General features: G+C 41.3%; 26 protein-coding genes. 12 read left to right on the top strand and 14 right to left on the bottom strand.

The window, feature by feature from the left end:
* Nucleotides 1–4: 4 nt before the first annotated feature.
* The 3 genes from B2746_RS02610 (at nt 5) to B2746_RS02600 (ending at nt 3,312) form a co-directional block, all read left to right on the top strand.
* Nucleotides 5–769: a glycerophosphodiester phosphodiesterase gene (locus B2746_RS02610; RefSeq protein WP_290790721.1), complete on the top strand. Its 765-nt coding sequence runs from the start codon at nt 5–7 to the stop codon at nt 767–769.
* A gap of 402 nt (nt 770–1,171) precedes the next feature.
* On the top strand, nt 1,172–2,158 hold the full coding sequence (locus B2746_RS02605) for a sterol desaturase family protein (RefSeq protein WP_290790719.1): 987 nt from the start codon (nt 1,172–1,174) through the stop codon (nt 2,156–2,158).
* A gap of 20 nt (nt 2,159–2,178) precedes the next feature.
* Entirely contained in the window at nt 2,179–3,312 is a 1,134-nt protein-coding gene (locus tag B2746_RS02600) for a glycoside hydrolase family 26 protein (RefSeq protein ID WP_290790717.1), read from the top strand.
* On the opposite strand, the gene B2746_RS02595 is transcribed toward B2746_RS02600, so the two are convergent.
* Together B2746_RS02595 and B2746_RS02590 are read right to left on the bottom strand one after the other, a co-directional pair.
* Entirely contained in the window at nt 3,309–5,006 is a 1,698-nt protein-coding gene (locus B2746_RS02595) for a GMC oxidoreductase (protein ID WP_290790715.1), read from the bottom strand. The genes B2746_RS02600 and B2746_RS02595 overlap by 4 nt on opposite strands.
* 20 nt (nt 5,007–5,026) lie before the next feature.
* Entirely contained in the window at nt 5,027–5,950 is a 924-nt protein-coding gene (locus B2746_RS02590; RefSeq protein WP_290790713.1) for a sugar phosphate isomerase/epimerase family protein, read from the bottom strand.
* Between the two features lie 82 nt (nt 5,951–6,032).
* Here B2746_RS02590 and B2746_RS02585 point away from each other — a divergent pair, with 82 nt between their 5' ends.
* Entirely contained in the window at nt 6,033–6,206 is a 174-nt protein-coding gene (locus B2746_RS02585; protein WP_290790711.1) for a hypothetical protein, read from the top strand.
* Here B2746_RS02585 and B2746_RS02580 read toward each other — a convergent pair whose 3' ends face one another.
* The gene (locus tag B2746_RS02580; RefSeq protein ID WP_290790709.1) at nt 6,207–6,677 is read right to left on the bottom strand and encodes a PAS domain-containing protein; all 471 of its coding nucleotides are present in this window, start codon (nt 6,675–6,677) and stop codon (nt 6,207–6,209) included. It lies immediately after the preceding gene.
* A gap of 28 nt (nt 6,678–6,705) precedes the next feature.
* Here B2746_RS02580 and B2746_RS02575 point away from each other — a divergent pair, with 28 nt between their 5' ends.
* The 3 genes from B2746_RS02575 to B2746_RS02565 are packed head-to-tail and all read left to right on the top strand — an operon-like array spanning nt 6,706 to nt 9,311.
* The gene (locus B2746_RS02575) at nt 6,706–7,596 is read left to right on the top strand and encodes a carbohydrate-binding family 9-like protein (protein ID WP_290790707.1); all 891 of its coding nucleotides are present in this window, start codon (nt 6,706–6,708) and stop codon (nt 7,594–7,596) included.
* A gap of 10 nt (nt 7,597–7,606) precedes the next feature.
* A complete protein-coding gene (locus tag B2746_RS02570) occupies nt 7,607–8,683 on the top strand; it encodes a Tat pathway signal protein (RefSeq protein WP_290790705.1) in 1,077 nt (358 codons plus the stop codon).
* 22 nt (nt 8,684–8,705) lie between these two features.
* A complete protein-coding gene (locus tag B2746_RS02565) occupies nt 8,706–9,311 on the top strand; it encodes a Crp/Fnr family transcriptional regulator (protein ID WP_290790703.1) in 606 nt (201 codons plus the stop codon).
* On the opposite strand, the gene B2746_RS02560 is transcribed toward B2746_RS02565, so the two are convergent.
* Nucleotides 9,306–9,941 carry a hypothetical protein gene (locus B2746_RS02560; RefSeq protein WP_290790701.1) on the bottom strand — a complete coding sequence of 212 codons (636 nt, stop codon included), beginning with the start codon at nt 9,939–9,941 and terminating at the stop codon, nt 9,306–9,308. The genes B2746_RS02565 and B2746_RS02560 overlap by 6 nt on opposite strands.
* Before the next feature lie 99 nt (nt 9,942–10,040).
* Here B2746_RS02560 and B2746_RS02555 point away from each other — a divergent pair, with 99 nt between their 5' ends.
* Nucleotides 10,041–10,484, top strand: a complete 444-nt coding sequence (locus tag B2746_RS02555) for a DoxX family protein (protein ID WP_290790699.1) — start codon at nt 10,041–10,043, stop codon at nt 10,482–10,484.
* Here the strand turns inward: B2746_RS02555 and B2746_RS02550 are convergent.
* Both B2746_RS02550 and purU read right to left on the bottom strand, forming a co-directional pair.
* On the bottom strand, nt 10,457–10,954 hold the full coding sequence (locus B2746_RS02550; protein WP_290790697.1) for a GNAT family N-acetyltransferase: 498 nt from the start codon (nt 10,952–10,954) through the stop codon (nt 10,457–10,459). The two genes, B2746_RS02555 and B2746_RS02550, sit on opposite strands and share 28 nt — an antisense overlap.
* Nucleotides 10,954–11,793: a formyltetrahydrofolate deformylase gene (gene purU, locus B2746_RS02545; protein ID WP_290790695.1), complete on the bottom strand. Its 840-nt coding sequence runs from the start codon at nt 11,791–11,793 to the stop codon at nt 10,954–10,956. Before purU ends, B2746_RS02550 begins: the two co-directional genes overlap by 1 nt.
* Nucleotides 11,794–11,898: 105 nt before the next feature.
* Between purU and B2746_RS02540 the strand changes: the two genes are divergently transcribed.
* A complete protein-coding gene (locus B2746_RS02540; protein WP_290790693.1) occupies nt 11,899–12,726 on the top strand; it encodes a CvfB family protein in 828 nt (275 codons plus the stop codon).
* A 44-nt stretch (nt 12,727–12,770) separates the two neighbouring features.
* Here B2746_RS02540 and B2746_RS02535 read toward each other — a convergent pair whose 3' ends face one another.
* The 8 genes from B2746_RS02535 to B2746_RS02500 form a co-directional block, all read right to left on the bottom strand.
* A complete protein-coding gene (locus B2746_RS02535; RefSeq protein ID WP_290790691.1) occupies nt 12,771–12,980 on the bottom strand; it encodes a hypothetical protein in 210 nt (69 codons plus the stop codon).
* A gap of 94 nt (nt 12,981–13,074) precedes the next feature.
* Nucleotides 13,075–14,868 (bottom strand): AMP-dependent synthetase/ligase, encoded by a 1,794-nt coding sequence (locus B2746_RS02530; protein WP_290790689.1) that lies wholly within the window; start codon nt 14,866–14,868, stop codon nt 13,075–13,077.
* 119 nt (nt 14,869–14,987) lie between these two features.
* The gene (locus B2746_RS02525; RefSeq protein ID WP_290790687.1) at nt 14,988–15,629 is read right to left on the bottom strand and encodes a YceI family protein; all 642 of its coding nucleotides are present in this window, start codon (nt 15,627–15,629) and stop codon (nt 14,988–14,990) included.
* 122 nt (nt 15,630–15,751) lie between these two features.
* The gene (locus tag B2746_RS02520) at nt 15,752–16,783 is read right to left on the bottom strand and encodes a tetratricopeptide repeat protein (protein WP_290790685.1); all 1,032 of its coding nucleotides are present in this window, start codon (nt 16,781–16,783) and stop codon (nt 15,752–15,754) included.
* Complete coding sequence (locus B2746_RS02515; protein WP_290790683.1) at nt 16,783–18,012, bottom strand: DUF1015 domain-containing protein; 1,230 nt, start codon at nt 18,010–18,012, stop codon at nt 16,783–16,785. Before B2746_RS02515 ends, B2746_RS02520 begins: the two co-directional genes overlap by 1 nt.
* Before the next feature lie 18 nt (nt 18,013–18,030).
* On the bottom strand, nt 18,031–19,098 hold the full coding sequence (gene serC, locus B2746_RS02510; protein ID WP_290790681.1) for a 3-phosphoserine/phosphohydroxythreonine transaminase: 1,068 nt from the start codon (nt 19,096–19,098) through the stop codon (nt 18,031–18,033).
* A 59-nt stretch (nt 19,099–19,157) separates the two neighbouring features.
* A complete protein-coding gene (locus B2746_RS02505) occupies nt 19,158–20,123 on the bottom strand; it encodes a zinc dependent phospholipase C family protein (protein WP_290790679.1) in 966 nt (321 codons plus the stop codon).
* A gap of 13 nt (nt 20,124–20,136) precedes the next feature.
* On the bottom strand, nt 20,137–20,778 hold the full coding sequence (locus B2746_RS02500; protein WP_290790677.1) for a DUF502 domain-containing protein: 642 nt from the start codon (nt 20,776–20,778) through the stop codon (nt 20,137–20,139).
* Nucleotides 20,779–20,919: 141 nt separating this feature from the next.
* Between B2746_RS02500 and B2746_RS02495 the strand changes: the two genes are divergently transcribed.
* From B2746_RS02495 to B2746_RS02485, 3 genes are all read left to right on the top strand, one after another.
* A complete protein-coding gene (locus B2746_RS02495) occupies nt 20,920–21,591 on the top strand; it encodes a TetR/AcrR family transcriptional regulator (protein WP_290790675.1) in 672 nt (223 codons plus the stop codon).
* Nucleotides 21,592–21,656: 65 nt separating this feature from the next.
* A complete protein-coding gene (locus tag B2746_RS02490) occupies nt 21,657–22,964 on the top strand; it encodes a TolC family protein (RefSeq protein WP_290790673.1) in 1,308 nt (435 codons plus the stop codon).
* A 28-nt stretch (nt 22,965–22,992) separates the two neighbouring features.
* Complete coding sequence (locus B2746_RS02485; RefSeq protein WP_290790671.1) at nt 22,993–24,138, top strand: efflux RND transporter periplasmic adaptor subunit; 1,146 nt, start codon at nt 22,993–22,995, stop codon at nt 24,136–24,138.
* The last annotated feature ends 19 nt before the right edge of the window (nt 24,139–24,157 follow it).

Genomic DNA, 24,157 nt, shown 5'->3' with positions numbered 1-24,157 from the left:
TAATATGAAAATAGGATTTTTAGTTGTACTTCTTCAGTTTGGACTCATTTCTCTGGCGCAACCCTATCGGCTGATTGCTCACCGGGGTGGTGTGGTGGATAGTCTTACTCCTGAAAATAGCATGCCTGCTTTGCAGAAAGCAATCGAGCAAAATTACTGGATGGTTGAGATTGATTTAAGAATCACCGCCGATAGTGTCCTGATTACTCAACACGATCGGACTTTCAAAAGATATTTCGGTTTTGATAGTGCCGTAACTGCGCTCCCCTGGTCAAGAATTCAACAATTGCGTTCTTCTGTTGATACCCGGGTTCTTAGCTTTGAGGAAGTGCTTAAAGCATGCAAAGGTCGTATGCGGGTGATGATAGATAATAAAATTCAGGGTATGGATGAAGCTTTGTTCTCCAAAGTGCTGAAATTAATGGATCAATATGGTCTAAAGGAGGATGCATTAATGATTGGGACGGATGAATCCACCGAATTTTTCAGAGGCAAAATAAAACTCAGCTGTACCAGAAAACAATTAGAGGAAAATAAACTTCGTCCGGGTTATAGTCCAGCTCATTATTATCTTTTCTCCGGAGATATCAGTAAAGATGATGTGGACTGGGCAACAAAAGAAGGTATTCTGGTGGTTGGTGTTCTAAACCATCGCACACCAACTGATCCTGCAGCTAAACTGAAAGCTAAAGCATTGGCAATCAAACTAAAACAGGCCGGTGTTAGGAATTTCCAAATTGATAGTGCGTTTTCAGACTTGTTAAATTAATGGTATCTATTGGTAAGATTGGATTAGTTGGCGTATCTTTGCATCAGCTTACTAAAAATCTACGATTGCCTGCGTCAGCAGGCATTTTATTTGCCCGCTGGTGCCATATAGTCACGAAAAAGAAACAGGATGAAAAACCAGTCATTACCTATGCCCAGTTGGAGAAAAATGTATGTTGCATACCCTGCAGCAACCCCAACCCAGGCTACAACCACTAATGTAACCACAGAAACACAAGAGAAAAAAGAAGAACCTCTGTCTCTTCATGAATTTCAACGCAAAGCTTTTGTGGGAAATTATTTTGCAGGACCACATTGCCTTTTCGATCCCCGATTATTCAAATAGAACGGTCCTAGGCAGGTTAAAAAACTTGGTTTAAATTGAGGGCTAACTTGATTTGCCATGATGGATTTTTTTCTTGCCGTTTGGGAACAGTTTCGTTCTTTTTTTGGTTTTGATGCGCTTATTAGAATTATAAAGCAAGGAGACTACAGCAGTTTTCAAACCTTTGAGGGAATTACTGCAATTTTTGCTCCGGTAATTCCACTTATTTTGATTTTGGAACTGATACGCGGACTCATGTATAAAAAGTTCAGTATCATTTCCTACAAAATCCCCTTCTTTTCCTACGTTTTAAATGCAGTTCTGGGGCGGTTTATTGCCATTGCGATGGTTTTGCTGGTCATTGGATGGCTTGAAGATAAAGCGTTGTTTACCGTCCCATTTACCTGGTATTGGTTTATATACGGATATATCATTTGGGAACTGGCTCATTTCGTATATCATTTTCTTGCACATAAAGTCCGGTTGCTCTGGTGTTTTCATTCTACGCATCATGCACCGGAAACCATGCATCTGGGTGTTACTTACGCACATTTTTTTCTGGAAGCACCGTATGCAGATCTGATTCGTACATCAATTTGCATTTTGCTGGGTGTTCCGCCTCCCATGTTATTTGTTATAATGTTTATTGACGGTACCTGGGGGTCATTTATACATGTTGGAGAAACCGTTATGAAAAAAGGTGATCTGGGCTGGTTCGGTAAATGGATACTTACACCATCACATCATCGGGTACATCACGCAAAAAATATTGAGTATATGGATACCAATTTCTGTAACCTGCTCAATATCTGGGATAAGGTATTTAAAACATATCAGCCTGAAAACCGCGAGCTCCCCATTCAATACGGAATTACCAGAGAGATGAAGCCCAATAATTTTATGGATGCCTATTTTGGTGAAATAACGGCATTGGCTAGAGATGTTTATAAAGCACCCGGAATAAAAAACAAAGTTCTTTATCTGTTTATGCCACCCGGCTGGAGTCATACCGGTGAACACAAAACAGCTGCCGTTATGAAAAAGCTTCATCAAAAAGAAGACTAATAAACTAGCAAGGATACCTGATGCGTTTTCAATTCAAATACCTGCTTTTTTATTCTCTAATTATTGTAAGTGTTCCGGATGCACTGGGAAACGATCTGCTTCCGATTGATAAGAATGCAACAAAAGAAACGATAGCTCTTTACAGATATCTTCATCGCATATCAGGCCGCTCCATTCTTTTCGGTCATCAGCATGCGACTGAATATGGGCATGGATGGTGGGGAGATTCAAATCGCTCTGATATAAAATCTGTCACAGGTAGCCATCCTGCAGTAATAGGTATCGATTTCAGTGGTTTATCCGGACAACCTGATTCATTAATTAAAATAGAAGAAAACAGGCTGAGAAAAATTATTCAGGATACTTACGAAAGAGGCGGGATAATTACTATCTCCTGGCATTTTTATAACCCTTTATCAGGTGGTGGATTTAATTGGAAAGATGGTATCTCTATAGCAGCCGTGCCGAAGTTGATTCCAGAAGCATCTGATCATGAAAAATACAAATCGATAGTAACCCGGATTTCCAAATTCATTCATTCCGTTAGAGGCAAAAAAGGAGAATCTATCCCAATGATATTCAGACCCTTTCATGAATTGGATGGAAGCTGGTTTTGGTGGGGTAAAAATCATTGCAGTCCGGATGAAATAAAAACCCTCTGGAAATTCACGGTAAACTATATGCGCGATTCAATGAAGGTGCACCAGCTTCTTTATGCATTTTCTCCCGATTGTACATTCAATACAGAAGCTGAGTTTTTGGAACGCTATCCCGGTGATGAGTATGCTGATCTCGTTGGTATGGATAATTATGCCGATTTTGGTCGGGATGGAAAATACAATTTACCTGCCGCTTTAAAAAAATTACAAATTGTCCAGAACTATGCAAATAAAGCAGGTAAATTGGCTGCCTTAACCGAAACAGGGTTAGAATCTATTCCAAAAGCCGACTGGTGGACAGAAGTGCTCCTGAAAACGATTACGGCGCCCGGTTTAAAACTAGCTTATGTGCTGGTATGGCGGAATGATGTTAAAAGTGCCACACATTATTATGCGCCATTTCCCGGACATGCGAGTGTGCCGGATTTTTTGAAATTTTATCACTCCCCGCAGACGCTGTTTGAAAAAGAGCTTAATAATATTTATACTCACTAGAGATTTCCTTTCTTTAATTCCTGCACGGCATAATCACATGCCCTTGCAGTTAATGCCATATAGGTAACGGATGGATTTACACAAGATCCCGATGTCATACAGGATCCATCCGTTACAAAAACATTTTTCACTGCATGTACCTGATTGAAGGAGTTAAGCACAGAGGTTTTTGGATCATGTCCCATCCTTGCTGTTCCCATTTCATGATTGGCATTCCCTGGAAACGAAATTTTGCCACTCACCTGAATATTTTTATATCCGGCCTTTTCCATTAACTCAACTCCGGTTTTTGCCGCATCTTCAAACATTCGGATTTCATTCTCCCTGAAGTGTACATCAAATGACACGATCGGCCTTCCATAAGGATCTTTTTTCTCCTTATGCAGGCTCATTTTATTGTCTGAATAGGGGAGACATTCACCAAAATGATAAATACTGATTTTCCAGGGTCCTGCTTCGGTTATTGATTCTTTGAATTCGGCCCCTATTCCATCTGCCTTTCCACGCGCACGATAAGCACCTCCGCCAAAATGATAACCTCTCAGAAAATCCGGAGTTTTCTCGGTTGCATTTCGAAACCTTGGTACATAAATATTGGTTGGCCTTCTTCCATTGTAATAGCTGTCTTCAAATCCTTCTACATCGGCACTTATAACCAGCCCTTTATGGTGGTCCATCAGATTCAATCCCAATTGCCCGCTGTCATTACCAAGTCCATTGGGAAATCTATTGGAAACAGAGTTTAAAAGAATGGCAGTTGTTCCTACCGTTGAGGCATTAATAAATAAAATTTTCGAATAAAACTCTTCCGTCTTTTTTGTTTCTGTATCAATAATTTCTACGCCGTATGCTTTTTGGTTTTTTTCATCAAATAGTACTTTATTAACGAGGGAATGCGGGCGGATGGTTAAATTTCCTGTTGCCAGGGCAGCTGGAAGCGTGCTTGAATTGGAGCTGAAATAAGCTCCAAAAGGGCAGCCCCGATGGCAAAGGTTTCGGGCCTGACAAGTACCCCGGCCTTTTAAAGGAGCCGTCAGATTCGCCGATCTTCCAATAATTACATGTCTGCTGGTATAGGCGGCATTGATCTTCGCAGTAAAATCTTTTTCAACACAATTCATTTGAAAGGGGGGCTGAAAAATTCCATCAGGAAGATGTGGGATTCCATCTCTGTTGCCGCTGATGCCTGCAAATGTTTCCACGTAATCATACCAGGGCGCAAGATCCTTATATCGAATAGGCCAGTCTACCCCATATCCATCTTTGATATTGGCTTCAAAATCCAGATCACTCCATCGATAACAGGCTCTTGCCCATAAAAGCGATCTTCCTCCAACAACATCCGCCCTAATCCAATCATAGCGTTGAACTTCTTCATACGGATTCTCAAGGTCCTTAATATAAAAGTGTTTGTTGTCTTCCCCTATGGAATAATGCCTTGTTTGAATTGGATAGATTTTACAATCTTCTACAGATAAATTATCCCGGTGGTCAAACTCCCATGGATGCATAAGCGCAGTTGGATAAGAAGGATGTTGCATCGGGCCACCTCGTTCGAGCAGCAATACCTTGAGACCTTTTTCGCAAAGTTCCTTTGCAGCCCATCCGCCGCTCACTCCTGAACCAACCACAATTGCATCATAGGAGTTTTGACGGATCGATTTATTATTCAGATTAAGTGAATCACCTGGCATATTTTGAAGTCATCAGATAGTTAAGGGAAATGTGCTTTAATGGCTTTTGGATAATCAGCAATGGCTATTTCGGGTTCAGCAATTTCTGGATGCCAGAGTTTTTCCCACTCAAAACTCAGGTAACCTTTGAAATTATCTTTAGCAAGAAGATCCAACCCTTCAAAAATTGGTACCTCTCCTTTTCCAAGTAATGTATAACGAAGTTTTCCATTTTCTTTCACTGCATCTTTAACATGTAAGTGCCGGATGTATTTCTTCAATCTTGGATAAACTTCTGAAGGTGGTTCACCTGTGATGGTCCACATATTTGAAATATCCCAGATTAGTCCGACTTTCGGATTTTTCACCTCTTTCATGATTTCTTCCAGATCAGCAGTTTTAACCAGATCGCCATGGGTTTCCATCAATACTTCAACTTTCGAACCTTTTGCATGCGTTGCCAATTCAAGAAGCCCGCCTTTTATTAGTTCCATCGTTTCTTCCCGACTTTGTTCTTTGGGAAAATTATTGGGGAATACCCGCACATAGGGACAGTTCAATTGTTCTGCTAAATCAATAAAGCGTTTGCCATCATCCAACTGCAATTTTCTTTTGCCCGGATCTTTAAAATGAAGTGTGGAAGACGAACCCAGTCCCACAAATTGAAGCTTTTTTTCTTTCATCCTGGCAAGCGCTAAAGCGCGACTGCCTGCTGAATTGAATACAGGTGATTTTACAAGATCGATTTCTCTTTGAATGCCCCTGATCTCCAATCCCTGGTAGCCATGATCCGCAGCGAATCCGGTTATCTGGTCAAAATTCCAATCAGGACAACCGAGCGTCGAAAAACTCAGTTTGGGTTTATAACCTGCTGCCGCAAAAGATGGGAGAGCGTAAATTCCACCTATTAATATTGCCCCGGTTCGTAAAAATCTACGACGAGAGTTGTTTGAATTGGCTTGCATTTTGAAAAGATAGGAAACATCGCTCAAATAGCCTTAACCTCCAGGTAATATTCAGGTCGTATATTACTTAAAATAAATTTGTATGGATCTGCTGGTTTATACGCTGTTGGCGATCGGTATACTTGTTTTTTTACTGTGGACCTCGAGGGTAAACCGAAAGGAACAGAAAAAGTTGAAAAACCGGCTCAATCGGGATTTCCCGCATAGAGAAACACATAAGGAAAGCAGTGACCCTGAAGATCTTAAGCAGGATTGATCAACAGGGGATTTCTTCTTCAATGGCTACATAATTTAACAGCTTTCCCATTTCATTTACTACAGGATAACCTTCAATACAACAATTATACAGACTGCCATCTTTTCGATAATTAAGAATTGAACAGGTGAAGGCTGCCTGTTCTTGTACCGCCGTACTGATCAGTTTTCTGCTGGCAGATTCTGTTGCAGGTCCCTGAAACAATTTCGGAGTTTTCCCTACCACTTCTTTCGGCAGGTATCCATTCATATGAAACATGTTTTTTGATGCAAAAATTATTTCCAAATCTGCACTGGTAACCAATATGGTTTTATTTTCCCATACCAAAGCATTGTCAAGCGAGCGGCCCGGTAAAAATTTCCAATAACCTGCCCGCTGTAGTTTATTAAGGAACCATAAATCCTGCTCGAATTCCTCCCTACGGCCTCTTCCTTCCAGAAAAATATCCCAACAAAGTAATGGATGCGACATATGTAAAATTTTTTATCAAGCTAGTATTTTGTTCATTCGAACTCATCATTTGTTGAATTATAACAAGTTGATTTCCCTGTTGGCGATTAGCTTTGTTACACAAATTCTTTATCTGACACTACCTGATATGCTGTTATTTCTGAAAACTATGGGTCTGGCTCTTACTAATATTGTCCAGGCAGGAAATGCTACGGATTCCCTTCCGCTTAAATACGATGTTTACAAAACTTCCAGGCCAATACAAATTGATGGCAAAATGGAGAAAGCCTGGAAAAAAGCGGCCTGGACCAGCTATTTTCAGGATATTGAAGGAAGTAAAAAGCCGGTTCCCCGTTTAAAGACAAGAGCAAAAATGCTCTGGGATGAAAATTATTTATATGTTTTGGCAGAATTGGAGGAACCTCATCTTTGGGCTACACTTACAAAACGGGATGCTATCATTTTCAACGACCATGATTTTGAAGTGTTTCTGGATCCCAATAATGACCAGGAACAATATTTTGAATATGAAATAAATGCGCTGGGTACTATTATGGACCTGTTTATGACCAGACCGTATAAAAAAGGCGGACCAATGGTAATGGGCTGGAACTCAGATGGATTGATAAGTGCTGTTGAGTTAAATGGTACCCTGAACGATAACAGAGATATCGACAAAGGATGGATGGTTGAAATGGCGATTCCTTATAAGGACCTGGAAAGACCCGGAAGAATTTCCAATCCCATCCCCGGAGCTACCTGGAGAATTAATTTTTCCAGAGTTCAATGGACCATGGATATGGATGGACAATCCTATAAACGCAGAATAGGAGCAAATGGAAAACAATTGCCGGAAGATAACTGGGTCTGGTCGCCACAGGGACTGATCGACATGCATGTTCCGCAATATTGGGGCTATATTACATTTAAAGATAAATGAACTAATTGCTATGAGTAACCGTAGAAATTTTATCAAAAACAGTTTACTGACTACTGCCAGTTTATCTTTAGGTACCAGCCTGGCAACCGCTGAACAAGGGTTTAAAAAAAACAAAGCAAAACACTGGATCTGGACACGACCCAATAAAAAAGATTCGGAAGCTGAATTGGTGGAACGATATGGATCTTATGCAGCTTCAGGTGTGCGGGGCGTTTTGTTTGAGGATGATTCGGAATTGCATTTCCGGGTCGCAAAAAAAATGAAACTCGAAGCACATCGCTGGAACTGGACCATGAACAAAGGTGTAAAAACCCTGATGGAGCAACATCCGGAATGGTATGCTGTTTCCCGGGAAGGAAAATCAGTGATTGATCATCCGCCATATGTGGGTTATTATCGCTGGCTTTGTCCCTCTAAACCGGAAGTACAGGCTTTCCTTAAAGAAGAAGCGGACCAGATTTTGTCGAAGGATTATATAGATGGATTACATCTGGATTATATTCGTTTTTGTGATGTGATTTTACCATTAAATCTATGGAAAAATTATAATCTGGTTCAACAACAGGAATTACCTCCCTATGATTTCTGTTACTGCGAAACCTGCAGGGCTGAATATAAAAAACAAGCTGGAAAAGATCCACTTGATCTTCCATATCCCGATGGTGTTTTATCCTGGCGCCTGTTTCGTTATAATGCCATCAATAATGTTGTAAATCAATTGGCTGAAGTAGCAAATAAACATAAAAAATGGATTACTGCTGCTGTGTTTCCAACACCTGAGGTAGCAAGACGAATTGTTCGCCAGGATTGGACCAATTGGAACCTGGACGCAGTATTCCCAATGATTTATCATAAATTTTATCAGGAAGATGTTAAATGGATTGGCGATGCGGTAACCGAGGGTGTACATTTTCTTGCTGGTAAATTCCCGCTGTATGCCGGTTTGTATTTGCCAGACTTTGAAAATATGGAGGAACTTAAACAGGGAATTGAATTATCCATGCAAAAAGGCGCAGCCGGCGTATCACTTTTTGGAAATGTAACGCCGGAAGTTCTGGCAACCCTTAAATCAGCGCAACTGGCTTGAGCGGGATTCAGTAAATTCGGATATGGAGGATGCCCTGCTGTTTGCTAATTTTTCACGCTATGTAGCACTCACTGAAAATGAGTGGCAATTGATTCTTTCGAAATCGATCGCCCGCTCCTTTAAACGAGGTGAATATATTACTGCAGAAGGTGAAGTAAACCGATATACAAATTTTATAACCAAAGGAAGTTGTCGTACTTACTATATTGATGAGAATGGCCAGGAGCATGTTATTCAACTGGCTATTCGGGATTGGTGGATCGGCGACTTCCCCAGTTTTATTACCCAGCAACCGGGACAATTATATACGGAAGCATTGGAAGAGGTGGAAACAATTTCTATTTCCTTTGACCACCTCCAGCAACTGTATTCGGATGTTCCAAAACTGGAACGTTTTTTTCGGTTAATTACGCAGCAGGCCTACGCCAGTTTCCAAAAGCGAATTTTACTAAACATGGGTTTTGATGCAGAGCAGCGCTATCTTGATTTTCGTGAAAAGTATCCGGCTATCGAAAATGCCATCTCACAAAAGCATATCGCTTCTTATCTGGGAATGTCTGCTGAATTCCTTAGTAAAATCAAAAAGAGGATCCATCTGAAGTTGAAAACACGGAAAGACTCTTTATAATAGTTTTCTTAGAAACATTCCGTGGTTAGTGACAATCCGATGTTCACTGCCATAAGCTTCCAGATTTGTTCCAATTCCAATTTGAACGGTATTGAAGTCCAGACCAAAGCGCATCCTTTGATAACTCCGGTTGTGGTCTTTACTTCGATTGTACATAGTTTGAAATCTTGAATATCCAGTCAAATTTTTGTTGAATTTAAACCGGTATTCAATCAGTGCAAATAATTCATAACTAAAGGTTTTGGAATAATCAATACGCGGACTAATCAGATAAAATGTCTTCCTGTTTTTTTTACTGAAACTTATCGCTATTGAGCTTCGATAATCTGTTGCATTTGAATAGAAAACACCGGTTAAAAATTTGATTGATGGATGCAATGCATATCCTGCATACAACTGATTCATTAATTCCCCAGATTTTGTTTTTTTTCCTTCAGTTTTTTCATTAGGGATCATGGCATTCATTACGTGTACCAGACTGAATTTTGAATTGGGCCGGATAGGAAGAGATACATTGTGTTGATAAAACAAATTATCATGTCCGGCTAAAATTTCAATAGGATTGATTTGGGAAATAACATTGAAAGAGTTGAGTAGCAAAATGGTTGCGAGCAAAATAGTTCGTTTCATTTTTACTGTAAACCTGATAAAAGCGGTAGCAATAAAACTTGAACTGGTTCATTTTTTTCAGAGTTGGATCTTCTCAGATTTGTCGTCTAAATAGATTTTATGAAACAATTTTGGAATTTGATGCAAACGGAAAATCAACTGACTGGTTTTATCCTTCGTTTGACTCTGGCCATTGTAATTTTTCCGCACGGAGCACAAATGGCTTTTGGATGGTTTGGTGGATTCGGGTTTTCTGCCGCCATGAATTACCTGACGCAAACGGAAAATCTTCCCTGGTTGGTTAGCCTTCTGGTAATTTTGATGCAGGTTTTATTTCCGGTAATGCTGGTAATTGGGTTGGCTACAAGGCTGGTAGCAATTGGGCTGATTGGCTTGTTTATTGGCATGGTTCTTACAAGCCATCTTGATTTTGGGTTTTTTATGAATTGGTTGGGAACTCAAAAAGGCGAAGGATTTGAATACCATCTGCTGGCAATTGGTATGGGTGTATCCTTGTTTATACTAGGTGGGGGTCGTTATTCAATTGACAGACGTCTTTCATAAAAATGGGTGTCCACTTTCATTCTTGGAAAATAAGGCGGCAATTCTTCAGCAGCGATTTTGTGGAACTTGTTTTTTTCATAGAAGCGCTGCGCTGCCTTTAATTGTTCAACTGTACCCAGATAAATAGCTGTTATTCCATTTGCAATGCACCAATTTGTTGCCTTTTCAAGCAAGGCCTGTCCAAGTCCGATTTCCTTCCCTCTGAAATCAGCACGAACGAACATTTTCCGGATGGCAGCTGAATGATGACCAATATCAATCAGGCCAATACTGCCAACCAGCTCGTTATTGCTAATGGCTACCCAGAAATTACCTTTGTTCTTTTGATAGAAATAAGGAATGGTTAAAAGATCGGGCTGATCCTCAATGGTTACCGGTACACCAAATTCATTTTGTTGTATGGGTAAAATAAGGTCGATTACACCCTGCTGGTGTTCATGGCTATATGGTTGAATTGTAAATGTTTTCATTAACTGAATACGATGGTTTTATTGCCTGATACAAATACACGATCTTCCAATACCAGCTTAAGTGCTTCAGCAAGCACAGATTTTTCAATTTCATGTCCGGCTTCTATCATGTCAGTTAAGCCATCGTCGTGTTTAACGGGTATAATTTGTTGTGTGATTATGGGGCCTTCATCAAGATCGTTATTCACAATATGTGCTGTGGCGCCGATTAGTTTAACGCCCCGTTCGAATGCTTTCTTATAGGGGTTGGCACCAATGAATGCCGGGAGAAAGGAGTGATGGATATTGATAATGCGATCCTGATACCGTTGAACAAATTCCGGCGAGAGAATGCGCATGAATTTTGCCAGTACAAGGTAGTCTGGCTGATAAAAGTCAAGTGTATCCAAAATGCGGGATTCGAATGCTTCTTTACTGATTCCTTCATGACTCACCACATGAAATGGGATATTGAATTTCTGTGTGAAAGGTTCAAGTACCTGATAGTTTCCTATTACAGCCAGTATATCTGCATGTAATTCATTGAAATAATGCCGAACCAACAAATCACCAAGGCAATGATATTCTTTCGTTACAAGCAGTACTATTTTCTTCTTTTGTTTGGGGATAATCTGGACCGATGCAGAAGCAGGTAGAAACTGTGTTAGTTCCTTTTCAAGTTCAGATGGATGAAGTTCACCGGCAATTTCCAGTCGGGCAAAAAATTGTCCGGTTTCAGTTTCGACAAATTCTTTCATGACCATGATATTATATTCATGCCGGTACAAAATGCTGGCGATTCCGGCAATCAATCCTTTTTGATCCGTGCACTTGATTCTGATTACATGGTTTTTTTCCATTCGCCTGATTTGAGTTGCAAATTTACCGGGTTTGAGCCATGTGCGCCGTTTCGGGTACATAAATTCGGCTACATTTGCCAAGGTCCATTGCTAAAAATTTCAATTATGGTTAAAGTTGGTGAATACAATACCTTGTCGGTTATCCGCATGGTAGATTTCGGTTTGTTTCTGGATGATGGCAAAGAGGGAATTCTGCTGCCTAAAAGATTTGTTCCGGCAGGTGTAAAAGTCGGCGATGAATTGCGGGTTTTTGTTTATCACGATTCTGAGGATCGAATTATTGCAACAACGCAGGACCCTTTGGGTGTTGTGGGAGATATAATTGCCCTAAAAGCAGTGAGTACAACCAATCAGGGTGCATTTCTTGATTGGGGTTTAATGAAGGATATTTTTGTTCCGAAATCCAAGCAACTCGGAACAATGCGGGTGGGCGGTATTTATGTCGTTCATATCTATATCGATGAACAAACAGGTCGGGTCACTGCTACGGAAAAAGTAGAGTCCATGCTTTCAAATGATGTGTTGGAATTGAAAGAAAAGGACGCGGTTAAATTGTTGGTTTATCGCCGTACAGATATTGGATATCTGTGTATTATTAATGGAAAGCATACGGGGGTTTTACATTTCAGTGATATTTATCAGAATATCCAGGTGGGTGATCAGCTGAATGGTTATATCCGGAAAATCAGGGAGGAGAACAAAATTGATCTGGCATTGGGTGAACGCGGATACCAGCGGATTGGTGGTGAAGCCGGTAAAATTATGGAGCTGCTCGATTCTAATGGTGGCTTTCTCCCTTACCATGACAAATCTGATCCCGAAGACATTTATGATAACCTTGGCATGAGCAAAAAAGCCTTCAAAATGGCCATCGGTAATCTTTTCAAGCAGAAACTCATCCGCATTAAGGATAACGGTATTGAAAAAGTTTAGCGTTTTACCACCCGTCGGGTAGACCCGACGGGTGGTAAAAATATTTAATGGTGTTTTTTCCGCTGACCGGGTGCATGGGGGCGGGCAGATTTAGTACCATACACTTTTTTTGCCTGACCGGGAGGAAGCCGATGTGCTTTATGATGTTTGCCGCGGGGTTGTGGAGGATGATGAACAACAACTACCCGTCGGGTACAGGAACTCACAGTAAATAATACGCCAATAAGCGCCACAAGACAGATTCTGAATTTCATGGGGTATTGAATTTGCCTCTAATATATAAACATTTCGGGTAACTGGGTAATTCCCAAAATTCCACCCGACCGGTGCCACCCGACCGGTGGATGATTAGGCGTAGATCCGTTCGATTTCGTCGCGGTATTTTTCCTGAATTACTTTGCGTTTCAAACTGAGTTTGGGCGTCAATTCGCCTGTTTCGATAGACCAATCCATGGGTAGTAGTTCAAATTTTTTGATCTGCTCCACATGATTAAAGAACTTATTGAAGCTTTCCACCAAATCAATATACTGTGCCACCACTTTTGGATGGCGAACCATTTCTTCATTAGTTGAATACTCAATATTTTGCTGGCGGCACCAATCCCGAAGATTGGCAAAGGAAGGAACAATCAGTGCTCCTACAAATTTTCGTTCTGAACCAACCACCAGCACCTGCTCTACAAAGAGGGATTCCTTCAGCTTATTCTCTATTGGTAAGGGTGCCACATATTTGCCACCGCTTGTTTTGAACATTTCTTTTTTTCGATCCGTGATTTTCAAGTATTTACCATCTTCAAACAATCCAATATCACCCGTACAAAACCAGTCACCATCTTTCATCACCTCAGCTGTAAGATCCGGGCGTTTATAGTATCCCATCATTATATGCGGACCACGGGAAAGGATTTCTCCATCTTCGGCTATCTTAACTTCCACACCATTTATCAATGTCCCGACAGTTCCAAATTTCCGACCATGTTTGCCGTATCTGTTTACAGAAATTACAGGTGATGTTTCTGTGAGGCCATAACCTTCCAGAATCGGAATCTGCGCCGCCGTAAAAATCCGGATCAATTTTACCTGGCAGGCGGCACCTCCGCTTACAATGGCTTTGAGATTTCCACCCAACCCTTCCCGCCATTTACTGAAAACCAGCTTATTAGCCAGAGAGAGTTGTGTATTGTACCAGAATCCCTGGTTTTTATGGAGCTCATACCGGTCTGCCAAATCGTGTGCCCAAAAGAACAACTTACGTTTCACACCTGTCAGTTCCATACCCTTCATCATGATTTTTTCATACACTTTCTCCAGCAAACGAGGTACTGTTGAAAATAAGGTGGGCCGAACTTCCTTGAGGTTATCACCAATGGTTTCCAGACTCTCCGCATAATATATACTGGTGCCTCCGAACAGGTAGATATAGGTCACCATCCGTTCAAAAATATGGTTGAGTGGGAGAAAACTAAGTGCTTTATTACCGGCAACTCCAATTTCATTAAAGGCCGATTCAATACTGCTCAGCACATTACTCAGTACATTTTTGTGCGATAACATTACTCCTTTGGGAGTTCCGGTTGTTCCGGATGTATAAATTATCGTAAAGAGATCTTCATATTTAATCCGATCAGCAAGTGCCGGAATTCTTGTAAGTGCCTCCTGGCTGCTATTTCGCATTATATCCTTCCAATGAGCAGCATTGGCTACATGTTCAAAGGTGAAAATATATTGGAGCGATGGAACCCTTGGCTGCACGCTTATAATTTTGTGGTATAAATCCTCATCATTCACAATAGCCATTTTTACGCCGGCGTCATTGAGAACAAATTCCAATTCTTTAACATTAATAGTGGGATAAAAAGGGGTAAGAATAGCTCCAATCTGTTGTACCGCCAGATCAACCATTACCCATTCAGGCCTGTTTTTGGATAAAACTGCAATTTTATCACGGCCCTCCGGACTCATATCATTACAACTGATGCCAAGATTCAGGAGTCCGGCACTTAGTTGATCAACAGTTTCCTTAACCTCCCGCACACTGTATTCCTTCCATTGGCCATTTTCTTTGCCGGCAAGCAGGGGAAAGGACGGGTTCTTTTCCAATTGCAGGCTCAGGCAATCAAATAGGCGTTGTGGCTGATTCATATGCTTCAATCGTTAGGGGTGAATAATCCTTTTCAAATATAGGGAACCACTCCCAATAAAAAACCGGCAGCCGAAGCTGCCGGTTCATCCAACTCAAAACATCACTAGAAAAAAGCGAGTTATAATTTGTTGGCGTTGATATTCAATTTGATATTCACTTCCGGACGGATGAATTTATCACCCAGACTCTGGTCATTTCCGTAATACATACCCCATTGTGTACGGTCGATATTGAAGTTGGCGATCGCTTTCACTGAATTTTCTGCAACCGTTACCTGTGCAGGGAAACTGACATTTTTTGTGCTGTCTTTCAGCGTCAGGTTACCACTGATTTTATGGGTAGCAGTACTGTCGCCGGTTACTGGCTCTACAGCGGTAATTACAAAGTTGGCGGTTGGATATTTGGCAGCATCAAAAAAGTCTGCACTTTTCAGGTGACCTTCCAGCTTTCCTTTCATTTCACCGTCCATATCCAGGTCGGTAAGTGAATTGATGTCAATCGTAAACTTACCGGCAGTGATATTTCCCTCAGCAATGCTGAATTCACCATTGGCAATTTTCAAAGTACCATTGTGCTGACCAACAGGCTTGGATCCCAGCCACTCTACTATACTGGAACTTGTGTCAATTGCAAAACTGGCTCCGGCTCCGGTTGCTGCAGCCTGTGCGTCGGCAGTTGTTGCGGCATCGCCCTCGGGGGCATTGTTACATGCAGTAGCGATTGCAGCTACCGCAGCGAATAAGAAGATTGCTTTTTTCATCGTGCGTTGTAATTTTTCTTTTGTTATACAAAGATAATAAGAATTACAACAACAATGTTTAAACATTGATATAAAAAGCTTAAAAATTCAAAATTATTTACAAGTTGTTGTCTTACAGCAAATTACAATTTTGAATTTAGCCAGCGATAATCCTGACTGGTAGGTAATTTGAAAACTCTACCACGTTGGAACTGAATAAATGCATCATAATTGGTGGCATTCGCCTGGCTCCATTGCTGAAATGCCGGTAGGTTTTGGGCTGCTCCGAATAGCCATTGGTTATAGGCTTCAAAATACCCCTCTTTCAAGAGCTGGCGATGGTATTCAAATAAACGGAAAGGATAGGAAACAGGCTCTTTTTCATACCAGTCGAGAATGAATTTACTTCTGAGTTTGGTTAGGGAAGCCGCACTGATACCTGCACTTACTGAGCCAGCATGTTTATCCAATCCCGCACTGAATGCTTTTTCAAATCCATTTTTGGGATTGGGAGCATTCAGGCTGCCCATATTGGTGAAGTATTTTTTATAACCATTCAGGAGCAGTTCCTTGATTTCCGGTGTACGGCGACTGTAACTTTCCAGGTTGACAAAAATTTCTCCGTAGATAAGTGCCCAGATTTTGTCTTTGGTCAGGTAATAATGTTTGGCCGCATTATAATAGTTGCCAGAGTAATTCGGATCTGCTGAAATTCCTTTTTCCCATTGCTCCACCGCTGGTTCAAACTTTTCTTTAGCCCAGAGGAATTCACCATATTCATTGTACAGTACACCACTGTTGGGAAAAACCTTCAATCCGGTTTTGTATAATTTTTCTGCTTCTTTTGGCTCTTCTATTGCCCGGTAACTGAGTCCCAGTAATTGAAAACTCCGAATATCCGGTTTGTCTGCACCGGTCAGTTGTTTACCCAGCTCAATCGCCTTTCCATAATTACGTGAAAGATAATATGTGAAAAGCAAATCGTTTTGAAGATCCGCGTTGGACGGTTCAAGCGATAATGCTTTATTCAAAACAAGTGCAGCATTGGAGTAATCCGTTTCCTGCATGTATTTTCTGGCAGATGCATGCAATGATTTTACATCTTCCTGAGCTTTGAGCTCTAATCCGGTTAACAAACCCGCCAGCCAGATACATATGAATACGGTTCTTCTCATTATTCGTAAATTAAGTGAGTCAATAAGCCATCTCTCAGTTTGGGTTCAAACCAGGTACTTTTCGGAGGCATTACATTACCGCTGTCTGCAATATCAAACAATTGCTGGATACTAACGGGGTGAAGGCTGAATGCGATTTTCATCTCACCGCTGTTTACTCTTTTTTCCAATTCGCCCAACCCACGGATACCACCAACAAAATCGATTCGTTTATCCGTACGCTGGTCTTTAATACCCAATAACGGATCAAGAATTTTTTCAGACAGAATGGTTACGTCCAATACACCAATCGGATCCGTACTATAGCTGCCTTCTTTTGCAGTCAGTTTAAACCATTGGTCGCCCAGGTACATTCCAAACTCATGTAAATGAGTAGGAGAGAAGGCCGCAGGCATGCGTTCCACTTCAAAATGATCATAGAGAGCACGAAGAAAATCAGCTTCTGTATGTCCATTTAAATCTTTAACCACCCGGTTATAATCCATGATATGCAACTGACCCGCCGGAAAGAGCGTGGTCAGAAAATAATTCGCGTGATCGTGATAACCCGGCTCCAGTGATTTCCGCACTTTCGCTGCAGAAGCCGCCCGGTGATGCCCATCTGCTATATAGGTGTAGGGAACCTGGCTGGCAAAAAATTCACTGATCTGCTGCACCGTCACTTCATCATTTACGACCCAGATTTTATGTTCAATTCCATCATCCGCTATAAAATCATAAAGCGCTGTTTTTTGTTTCCATGTATCAACCAGTTCATTAATGGCAGCAACATCGCGGTAAGCAAGAAATACATTTCCCGTCTGAGCTCCACTGGTACGGATATGATTGATCCGGTCCTGCTCTTTTTCCGGTCGGGTAAACTCATGTTTTTTGATGATATCTGCTTCATAATCATCAACTGAAGAAACTGCCACCAGTCCGGTTTGATGACGCCCATTCATAACGAGCTCATAAATATAATAGCAGGGTTTTTCCTCCCGTAATAACACCCCGTTCTGTTGAAGTTCTTTCAGATTGGTTTTGGCCTTTTCATAAACTTCCGGTGTATGAATATCGGTGATACCCGGTAAATCAATTTCAGATTTGGTTACATGTAAAAAACTATAAGGATTTGATTTTGCTGTTTCCGCAGCTTCTGCAGAATTTAACACATCATATGGAGGTGCAGCTACCTGTGCAGCTTTATCAGTATGCGGACGCAGCGCTTTAAATGGTTGAATCTTTGCCATGTTGCTTAAATGTAAGGATTATCCTTTTTTGGTTGCGAAATCTTTCATGAACTCGGCCAGTGTAACAACAGATTCGTAGGGGAGTGCATTGTACATGCTGATCCTGAATCCTCCTACTGACCGATGTCCTTTTACGCCATAAAAATTATGTTCTTTACAGGCTGCCTGGAATTCTTTTTCCAAAGCCGGCTCCTGAATGGTAAAGACAGCATTCATCCGGCTCCTGTCTTTTTTTGCAACTGGTGCCGTAAAGATTGGATACTGATCGATGCTATCATACAAGAGTTGCGCCTTCTTTTCATTGACTTTCTGAATGGCGGCCACACCTCCCAATTGTTTTAACCATCGAAGCGTTAACATACAAACATATACTGCAAATACGGGTGGGGTATTTAACATGGAGCCATTTTTGATATGCTCACGGTAATCCATCATAGTAGGTAATGTACGGTTCGCTTTGCCAAGAATGGCTGGATCTACAATCACCAGATTAACTCCGGCAGCTCCAATATTTTTCTGTGCACCGGCATAAATAAGGGAGAATCGATTAAAATCCATTTCCTGACTGAGAATATCACTGCTCATATCCGCCACAAGTGGAATGCTGGTTGCCGGTATACTGTGCATCTGTGTACCCTCTACCGTATTATTGGTGGTATAGTGAAAATAAGCAGCCGTTTCCGGAATGGAATAACTGTCCGGGATATACGAATAATTCCTGTCTTTTGAACTGGCAACCACTTCTACATTTCCATAAAGTCTGGCATCCTTGATTGCTTTTACACCCCAGGTGCCTCCATCCAGATAGGCCCCCGTTTGATCAGCAGCCAACAGGTTCATTGGTACCTGAAAGAACTGGGTAGATGCGCCTCCATGTAAAAACAACACCTCTTTTTGATCATTCAAATGCATCAATTCTTTTACAAGCGAGCGGGCTTCATCCATCACTGCCTGAAAAGCATCGGTGCGATGACCGATTTCCAGGATCGATAATCCCATATTATTGAAGTTCAGAATGGCTTCACTGGCGGTTTTGAAGACTTCCGGAGGTAATACAGACGGACCTGCATTAAAATTATGTACCACTTCGTTGGCTGGTTTGGTGAGTCCGCAAGTTCCTTAAAAAATATCAAATCTCCTTGCCTTTAGTCGCAGGATTTACCCTTGACAGGTTGGGATCGCCAAAAGAAACTGAGGCTGTCCAATTCATTTTGGCTGGAATCAATCCAAGCTTCTCCAGCCATTCCGCTCAAATTGGGCTGTCCTGCATTTACCCATGCCGTATACCAGAAATTCGCCACTGCCTGTACCGATTGCCTCATTCGGCGCTCCACCATTCCTCGTAAAAGTTTGTTGTATTCTTTACTGAAATTCGAAGAATATTGCCTGATTAGTGCCTGATTTCGCCATTCAAATGCAAATTTCTGATCGGCAGCATAAGATTTACTAAGCTCAGCTTCCATGGCCAGGACAGAATCAACAGCCAACGCACTTTCCAGGATAAATTTCCAGGTGGTTTCTGCCGGCTGACTGATATAACTTGCTTTTTCAAGAAAGAAATCCCATTCCTGATCGGCAAGTAATTCAGGTACACGGCTTTCCCAGAAACCATGTATTCCGTGTTGATTTGTTTTTTGCCCGTTATGATTGGAGCTGGTATGTAATGGCACATGTCCGTCTCCGATATAATGCCCCAGATCTGCTGATAATTTTAAGATGTTTGCTTTATTTTTCTCCCGAAATGCCCCAGTAAGCATTGCCAATACTTGTTGGATGCGCCAGGGAAGGATGCCATGCTGAATCAGGCTGTCTTCTCCGAATATTTTTACGGCGGCCTGCCAGTTTCTCGGCAATCCCACAAAAGGATAACGGCCATACTGGTCCAGATCAATAAAATGCCTGGGACCTTCAGCTTTCAGAATATATCTTCTTTTATCCGGATCTGTGGCATGGGTTTTCAGATAAGGAGCAGATGGCTTATATAAAACAAGCATTTCAGGAGGAAGGAGATAAATCGCATATCCATTGATTTTTTCATGTGCGAAAAACCCCCAGCAAAATACCTTGCCTGATAGCAACAGTGCCACCAGTAAACTGATTATGTATCGCATAAAACAAAATTTCCTATCCTTTCGGGCCTGCAACTTCCTGATCAGGCTCGGCTATCCCACCTGAAACCACATATTTCATGGCATCAGCTGGCTTGATGTGATCCAATGGACGTACCCGTTGGCGTGGAACCAGGAAGGTCTGTCCGGCGAAGGAGTAGGAAAATGGAATATAAACCGTTATATAGTCTTCAAAACCGAATTCACTTGCATCATCATCCGTAACAAATCCGATCTGATAGACATCCGGCTGGTGCAAAGCAACTGCTACTGGCTTATTGAATTTGCGCTTGTTTCCGGCAAAAGCTTCGAAAAAATCCTTGATGGACGAATAGATGAATTTAACCCCGGGTGCCTTTTCTAAAAACTGATCAAATAAACTGAAGAGGCGGCTTGTTATAAAATTAGAGCTTAGGTAGCCTACAACAATCAGGGCTACTATTATAATGACGAAACCCAGTCCATAATTGCGGGTTGCAAAACTTCCATCCGGTCCCTTTTGTTGAAATATCGGCAACAGGTTATCAATGGAGGAAACAAACCAATAAAGCAGATATCCGGTAATTACCACAGGTGCGGTTACCAGTAGCCCCTGTAGGAAGTACTGGAAAATTTTTTTCCATCTCCAGCCATCGCTTTTTATCGGTTGATTGTCCATATACGTGTTCGTCCTGCAAACCTACTAAAAGCATTGCAGGCATGTACCGGTATTTTCACCCAATTCCATCCACCCGACCGGTGGCACCCGCCGGGTGGATGGACCAACATCATTTTCTGGGACGAATGGCAAAATAGTTTGATGGAAACTTTTGTTACATTAAAAGTTTCCATAGTTTTGTCCCCGATTATGAGTGAACAGGAAAACAGAGACAGAATACTTATCAAGAGTCGTGATTTATTCATGAAATACGGCATCCGAAGCGTAAGTATGGATGATATAGCCAGTGAAATGGGGATCAGTAAAAAAACCATTTACCAATATTTCGCAGATAAGGAAGAACTGGTGCTGGAAGTGATTGATTGTAAGATTGGTGAATCTCAGGGTCAGTGTGATAAGGATAAGGAAAGCGCAGAGAATGCTATTGATGAAATGTTCAAAGCCATGGAAATGGTTGAACAGATGTTTAGGAGCATGAACCCATCCGTATTACTCGATTTAAAAAAATACCATCCCAAGGCCTATGAAAAATTTCTGCAACACAAAAACGATTACATCTACAATACCATTCGCGATAACCTGATCAGAGGTATTCAGGAAGAATTATACCGACCTGAATTGAATATCGACATCATTGCCCGATTCCGTATTGAAAGTATGCTTATGCCACTCGATCCCGTGTTTTATAGCGGGAATAAATTAACTCTTGCTGATGTTGAACAACAGATCATTGAACATTATCTGTTTGGTATCGTCAGCATGAAAGGTTACAGGTTGGTTCTGAAGTATCAGCAAAAAAAGAAAAAGATCTAAATCAGTTAACAATGAACATGAAAACGATGTGGAGGTGCTTATCAGTCCTGCTATTTTTAGGATTGATGAGTAGGCCATTGAGTACCTTCTCCCAGGAAGAAAAAAAGATTCAGCAGTTAAGCATTCAGGAAGCTGTTGCATTTGCCAAACAGAATAGTTATCAGGTAAAAAAAGTATTGGAGGATATCCGGATCCAGCAGCAGGTGAACCGCGAGGTAACAGCCAGTGCATTACCACAGGTTAGCAGCTCCTTCAATCTGACCGATAATATTAAATTACCGGTTAGCCTTGTTCCAGGTGAATTTTTTGGTGGAGCTCCTGGCAGTTTTATTCCGGTCCAGTTTGGTGTGCAATACAGTGCAACCCTGGGTGCTGAATTAAATCAGATACTATTCGACGGACAGGTATTCGTTGGTCTGCAGGCAAGGAATGCAGCAATGGAATTTTCCAGAAAAAATGCTGAACTCACAGAAGAAGGTATAGCTGTGAATGTACATAAAGTGTATTACCAGCTTCTTATTGGAAGTCGGCAACTTGAATTGTATCATGATAATATTGAACGCTTTGAAAAACTACTGCACGATACCCGGGAAATTTATAAAAACGGATTTGCAGAGCAACTGGATGTAGATAAGGTTAGTGTTACACTCACGAACCTTCGTACGGATAGTTTAAAGCTGAAAACGCAAATAAATAATGGCTATCTCGGATTGAAAATGCTGATTGGCATGCCATTAACAGACAGCCTTATTCTGACCGATAAACTTTCTGATGATCTGATCAAAGAAAATTTACTGGACACCGCATATGCGTATACAGATCGCCGGGATTTTCAGTTGCTGGAAATCGGCAAGGAACTGAACGATTATAACGTTAAACGATATCGGCTGATGGCATTGCCAACTGTCAGTGTTTTTGGCAATTATTTTACAAATGCCCAGCGAAACGAATTTGATTTTTTAAAATCCGGGGGGCGTTGGTTTCAGCAAAGTACGATCGGGTTACGTTTGAATGTTCCCATTTTTGATGGATTCCGTCGCAGAGCATTAATGGAGCAGGCAAAATCAGCAGTTAGAAAGTCTGAGTTTGATATGGAACTGCTTAAGCTATCGATTGACAATGATGTAGCCAGTTCAAGAAACCGGTTTCGTGATGCAGTACTGGCAGTGGATGCACAGCGAAAAAACATGGAGTTGGCGGAGCGGGTTTTTGATCAGACCAAAAAGAAATACGAACAGGGACTTGGATCCAACACGGAAATTAATACGGCGCAAACGGAATTGCGTACGGCACAAACCAATATGTTTTCCGCTTTGTACGATGCAGCTGTTGCAAGGGTTGATTTCCTGAAAGCCATTGGAAAAATTTATTAAAAACCGAATACTATATAAATCGAACTATATGCAAACGAGTATACAACAACTATTGATTTCTTCATCCTTACTGCTTTTAATAGCATGTGGAAGCAATAGTCTGGTAGATAAAAAGAAAGCTGAACTGGCTAAATTAAAAGAAGTACAGCTTTCGGCAACCGAACAAATTGCCATCCTGGAAAAGGAAATTTTACAACTTGATTCAAGTGCCATTCCGCCTGAGAAGCCAAAATTAGTTGTTACTGCACCACTCAATTCTGCTCCATTTACGCACTATATAGATTTGCAGGGCAAAATAGAAGCAGTTAATATCTCTTATATTACCCCACGAGGAATGGGTGGCCAGGTTAGAGCAATCTATGTTCGTCAGGGTGATCAGGTTAGCAAGGGAAAATTATTGTTGAAACTGGATGATGCCGTAATTCATCAGCAATTGCAAACTGCAAAGACACAGCTTGAGTATGCAAAAAATCTTTATAACAGACAAAAGAATCTATGGGATCAGAATATTGGAACAGAAGTGCAGCTGATTACTGCAAAGAATAATGTGGATCAGGCAGAACGTCAGATTGCAATTCTTGAAGAACAGCTTGCCATGACCAATGTTTATTCGCAGGTTAGTGGAATAGCAGATGAAGTAAATATCAAAGTGGGTGAAACCTTTACCGGCTCCCCATTAAATGGAATACGGATTGTAAATACAAGTGATCTGAAAGCCGTTGCTCAGGTTCCTGAAAACTACCTTGACCGGGTAAAAGTTGGTAGTCGGGTTAAAGTTATTCTACCTGATATCAACAAAACCTTCAATACAAAAGTGAGTGTTTCCGGTAAATTGATTGACCCCAACAGCCGCTCCTTTTATATCGAATCAAAAATGCCATCGGATAAGCAGGTTCGCCCTAATCAGATTGCAAATATTCGTATCGAAGATTATACTGTAAAAGATGCCATCACCATCCCTGTAAATACCTTACAGAATGATGAGAAGGGAAAATTTGTACTGGTAGCAATAAATGAAGGAGGAAAACTTCGCGCAAAGAAAAGACCAGTTGAGACCGGTGAATTATACGGAAATGAACTGGAAATTCATAAAGGTCTGCAGGCAGGTGACCAACTCATTACCGAAGGTTTTCAGGGCTTGTATGACGGACAGTTGATCACAACAACCTTATAACCAAAATGAGAAACTTTAA

The sequence above is a fragment of the Flavihumibacter sp. UBA7668 genome, from assembly GCF_002483205.1.
In the GTDB taxonomy this organism is placed as follows: Bacteria; Bacteroidota; Bacteroidia; order Chitinophagales; family Chitinophagaceae; genus Flavihumibacter.
The sequence above is the reverse complement of the archived record's forward strand: the minus strand, read 5'-3'. Positions and strand labels throughout refer to the sequence as shown.

What these genes read in the sequence shown, in the direction of transcription:
- B2746_RS02610 (WP_290790721.1), top strand. Translation starts at nt 5, where the DNA reads ATGAAAATAGGATTTTTAGTTGTACTTCTTCAGTTTGGACTCATTTCT.
- B2746_RS02605 (WP_290790719.1), top strand. Translation starts at nt 1,172, where the DNA reads ATGATGGATTTTTTTCTTGCCGTTTGGGAACAGTTTCGTTCTTTTTTT.
- B2746_RS02600 (WP_290790717.1), top strand. Translation starts at nt 2,179, where the DNA reads ATGCGTTTTCAATTCAAATACCTGCTTTTTTATTCTCTAATTATTGTA.
- B2746_RS02595 (WP_290790715.1), bottom strand. Translation starts at nt 5,006, where the DNA reads ATGCCAGGTGATTCACTTAATCTGAATAATAAATCGATCCGTCAAAAC.
- B2746_RS02590 (WP_290790713.1), bottom strand. Translation starts at nt 5,950, where the DNA reads ATGCAAGCCAATTCAAACAACTCTCGTCGTAGATTTTTACGAACCGGG.
- B2746_RS02585 (WP_290790711.1), top strand. Translation starts at nt 6,033, where the DNA reads ATGGATCTGCTGGTTTATACGCTGTTGGCGATCGGTATACTTGTTTTT.
- B2746_RS02580 (WP_290790709.1), bottom strand. Translation starts at nt 6,677, where the DNA reads ATGTCGCATCCATTACTTTGTTGGGATATTTTTCTGGAAGGAAGAGGC.
- B2746_RS02570 (WP_290790705.1), top strand. Translation starts at nt 7,607, where the DNA reads ATGAGTAACCGTAGAAATTTTATCAAAAACAGTTTACTGACTACTGCC.
- B2746_RS02565 (WP_290790703.1), top strand. Translation starts at nt 8,706, where the DNA reads ATGGAGGATGCCCTGCTGTTTGCTAATTTTTCACGCTATGTAGCACTC.
- B2746_RS02560 (WP_290790701.1), bottom strand. Translation starts at nt 9,941, where the DNA reads ATGAAACGAACTATTTTGCTCGCAACCATTTTGCTACTCAACTCTTTC.
- B2746_RS02555 (WP_290790699.1), top strand. Translation starts at nt 10,041, where the DNA reads ATGAAACAATTTTGGAATTTGATGCAAACGGAAAATCAACTGACTGGT.
- B2746_RS02550 (WP_290790697.1), bottom strand. Translation starts at nt 10,954, where the DNA reads ATGAAAACATTTACAATTCAACCATATAGCCATGAACACCAGCAGGGT.
- purU (WP_290790695.1), bottom strand. Translation starts at nt 11,793, where the DNA reads ATGGAAAAAAACCATGTAATCAGAATCAAGTGCACGGATCAAAAAGGA.
- B2746_RS02540 (WP_290790693.1), top strand. Translation starts at nt 11,899, where the DNA reads ATGGTTAAAGTTGGTGAATACAATACCTTGTCGGTTATCCGCATGGTA.
- B2746_RS02535 (WP_290790691.1), bottom strand. Translation starts at nt 12,980, where the DNA reads ATGAAATTCAGAATCTGTCTTGTGGCGCTTATTGGCGTATTATTTACT.
- B2746_RS02530 (WP_290790689.1), bottom strand. Translation starts at nt 14,868, where the DNA reads ATGAATCAGCCACAACGCCTATTTGATTGCCTGAGCCTGCAATTGGAA.
- B2746_RS02525 (WP_290790687.1), bottom strand. Translation starts at nt 15,629, where the DNA reads ATGAAAAAAGCAATCTTCTTATTCGCTGCGGTAGCTGCAATCGCTACT.
- B2746_RS02520 (WP_290790685.1), bottom strand. Translation starts at nt 16,783, where the DNA reads ATGAGAAGAACCGTATTCATATGTATCTGGCTGGCGGGTTTGTTAACC.
- B2746_RS02515 (WP_290790683.1), bottom strand. Translation starts at nt 18,012, where the DNA reads ATGGCAAAGATTCAACCATTTAAAGCGCTGCGTCCGCATACTGATAAA.
- B2746_RS02505 (WP_290790679.1), bottom strand. Translation starts at nt 20,123, where the DNA reads ATGCGATACATAATCAGTTTACTGGTGGCACTGTTGCTATCAGGCAAG.
- B2746_RS02500 (WP_290790677.1), bottom strand. Translation starts at nt 20,778, where the DNA reads ATGGACAATCAACCGATAAAAAGCGATGGCTGGAGATGGAAAAAAATT.
- B2746_RS02495 (WP_290790675.1), top strand. Translation starts at nt 20,920, where the DNA reads ATGGAAACTTTTGTTACATTAAAAGTTTCCATAGTTTTGTCCCCGATT.
- B2746_RS02490 (WP_290790673.1), top strand. Translation starts at nt 21,657, where the DNA reads ATGAGTAGGCCATTGAGTACCTTCTCCCAGGAAGAAAAAAAGATTCAG.
- B2746_RS02485 (WP_290790671.1), top strand. Translation starts at nt 22,993, where the DNA reads ATGCAAACGAGTATACAACAACTATTGATTTCTTCATCCTTACTGCTT.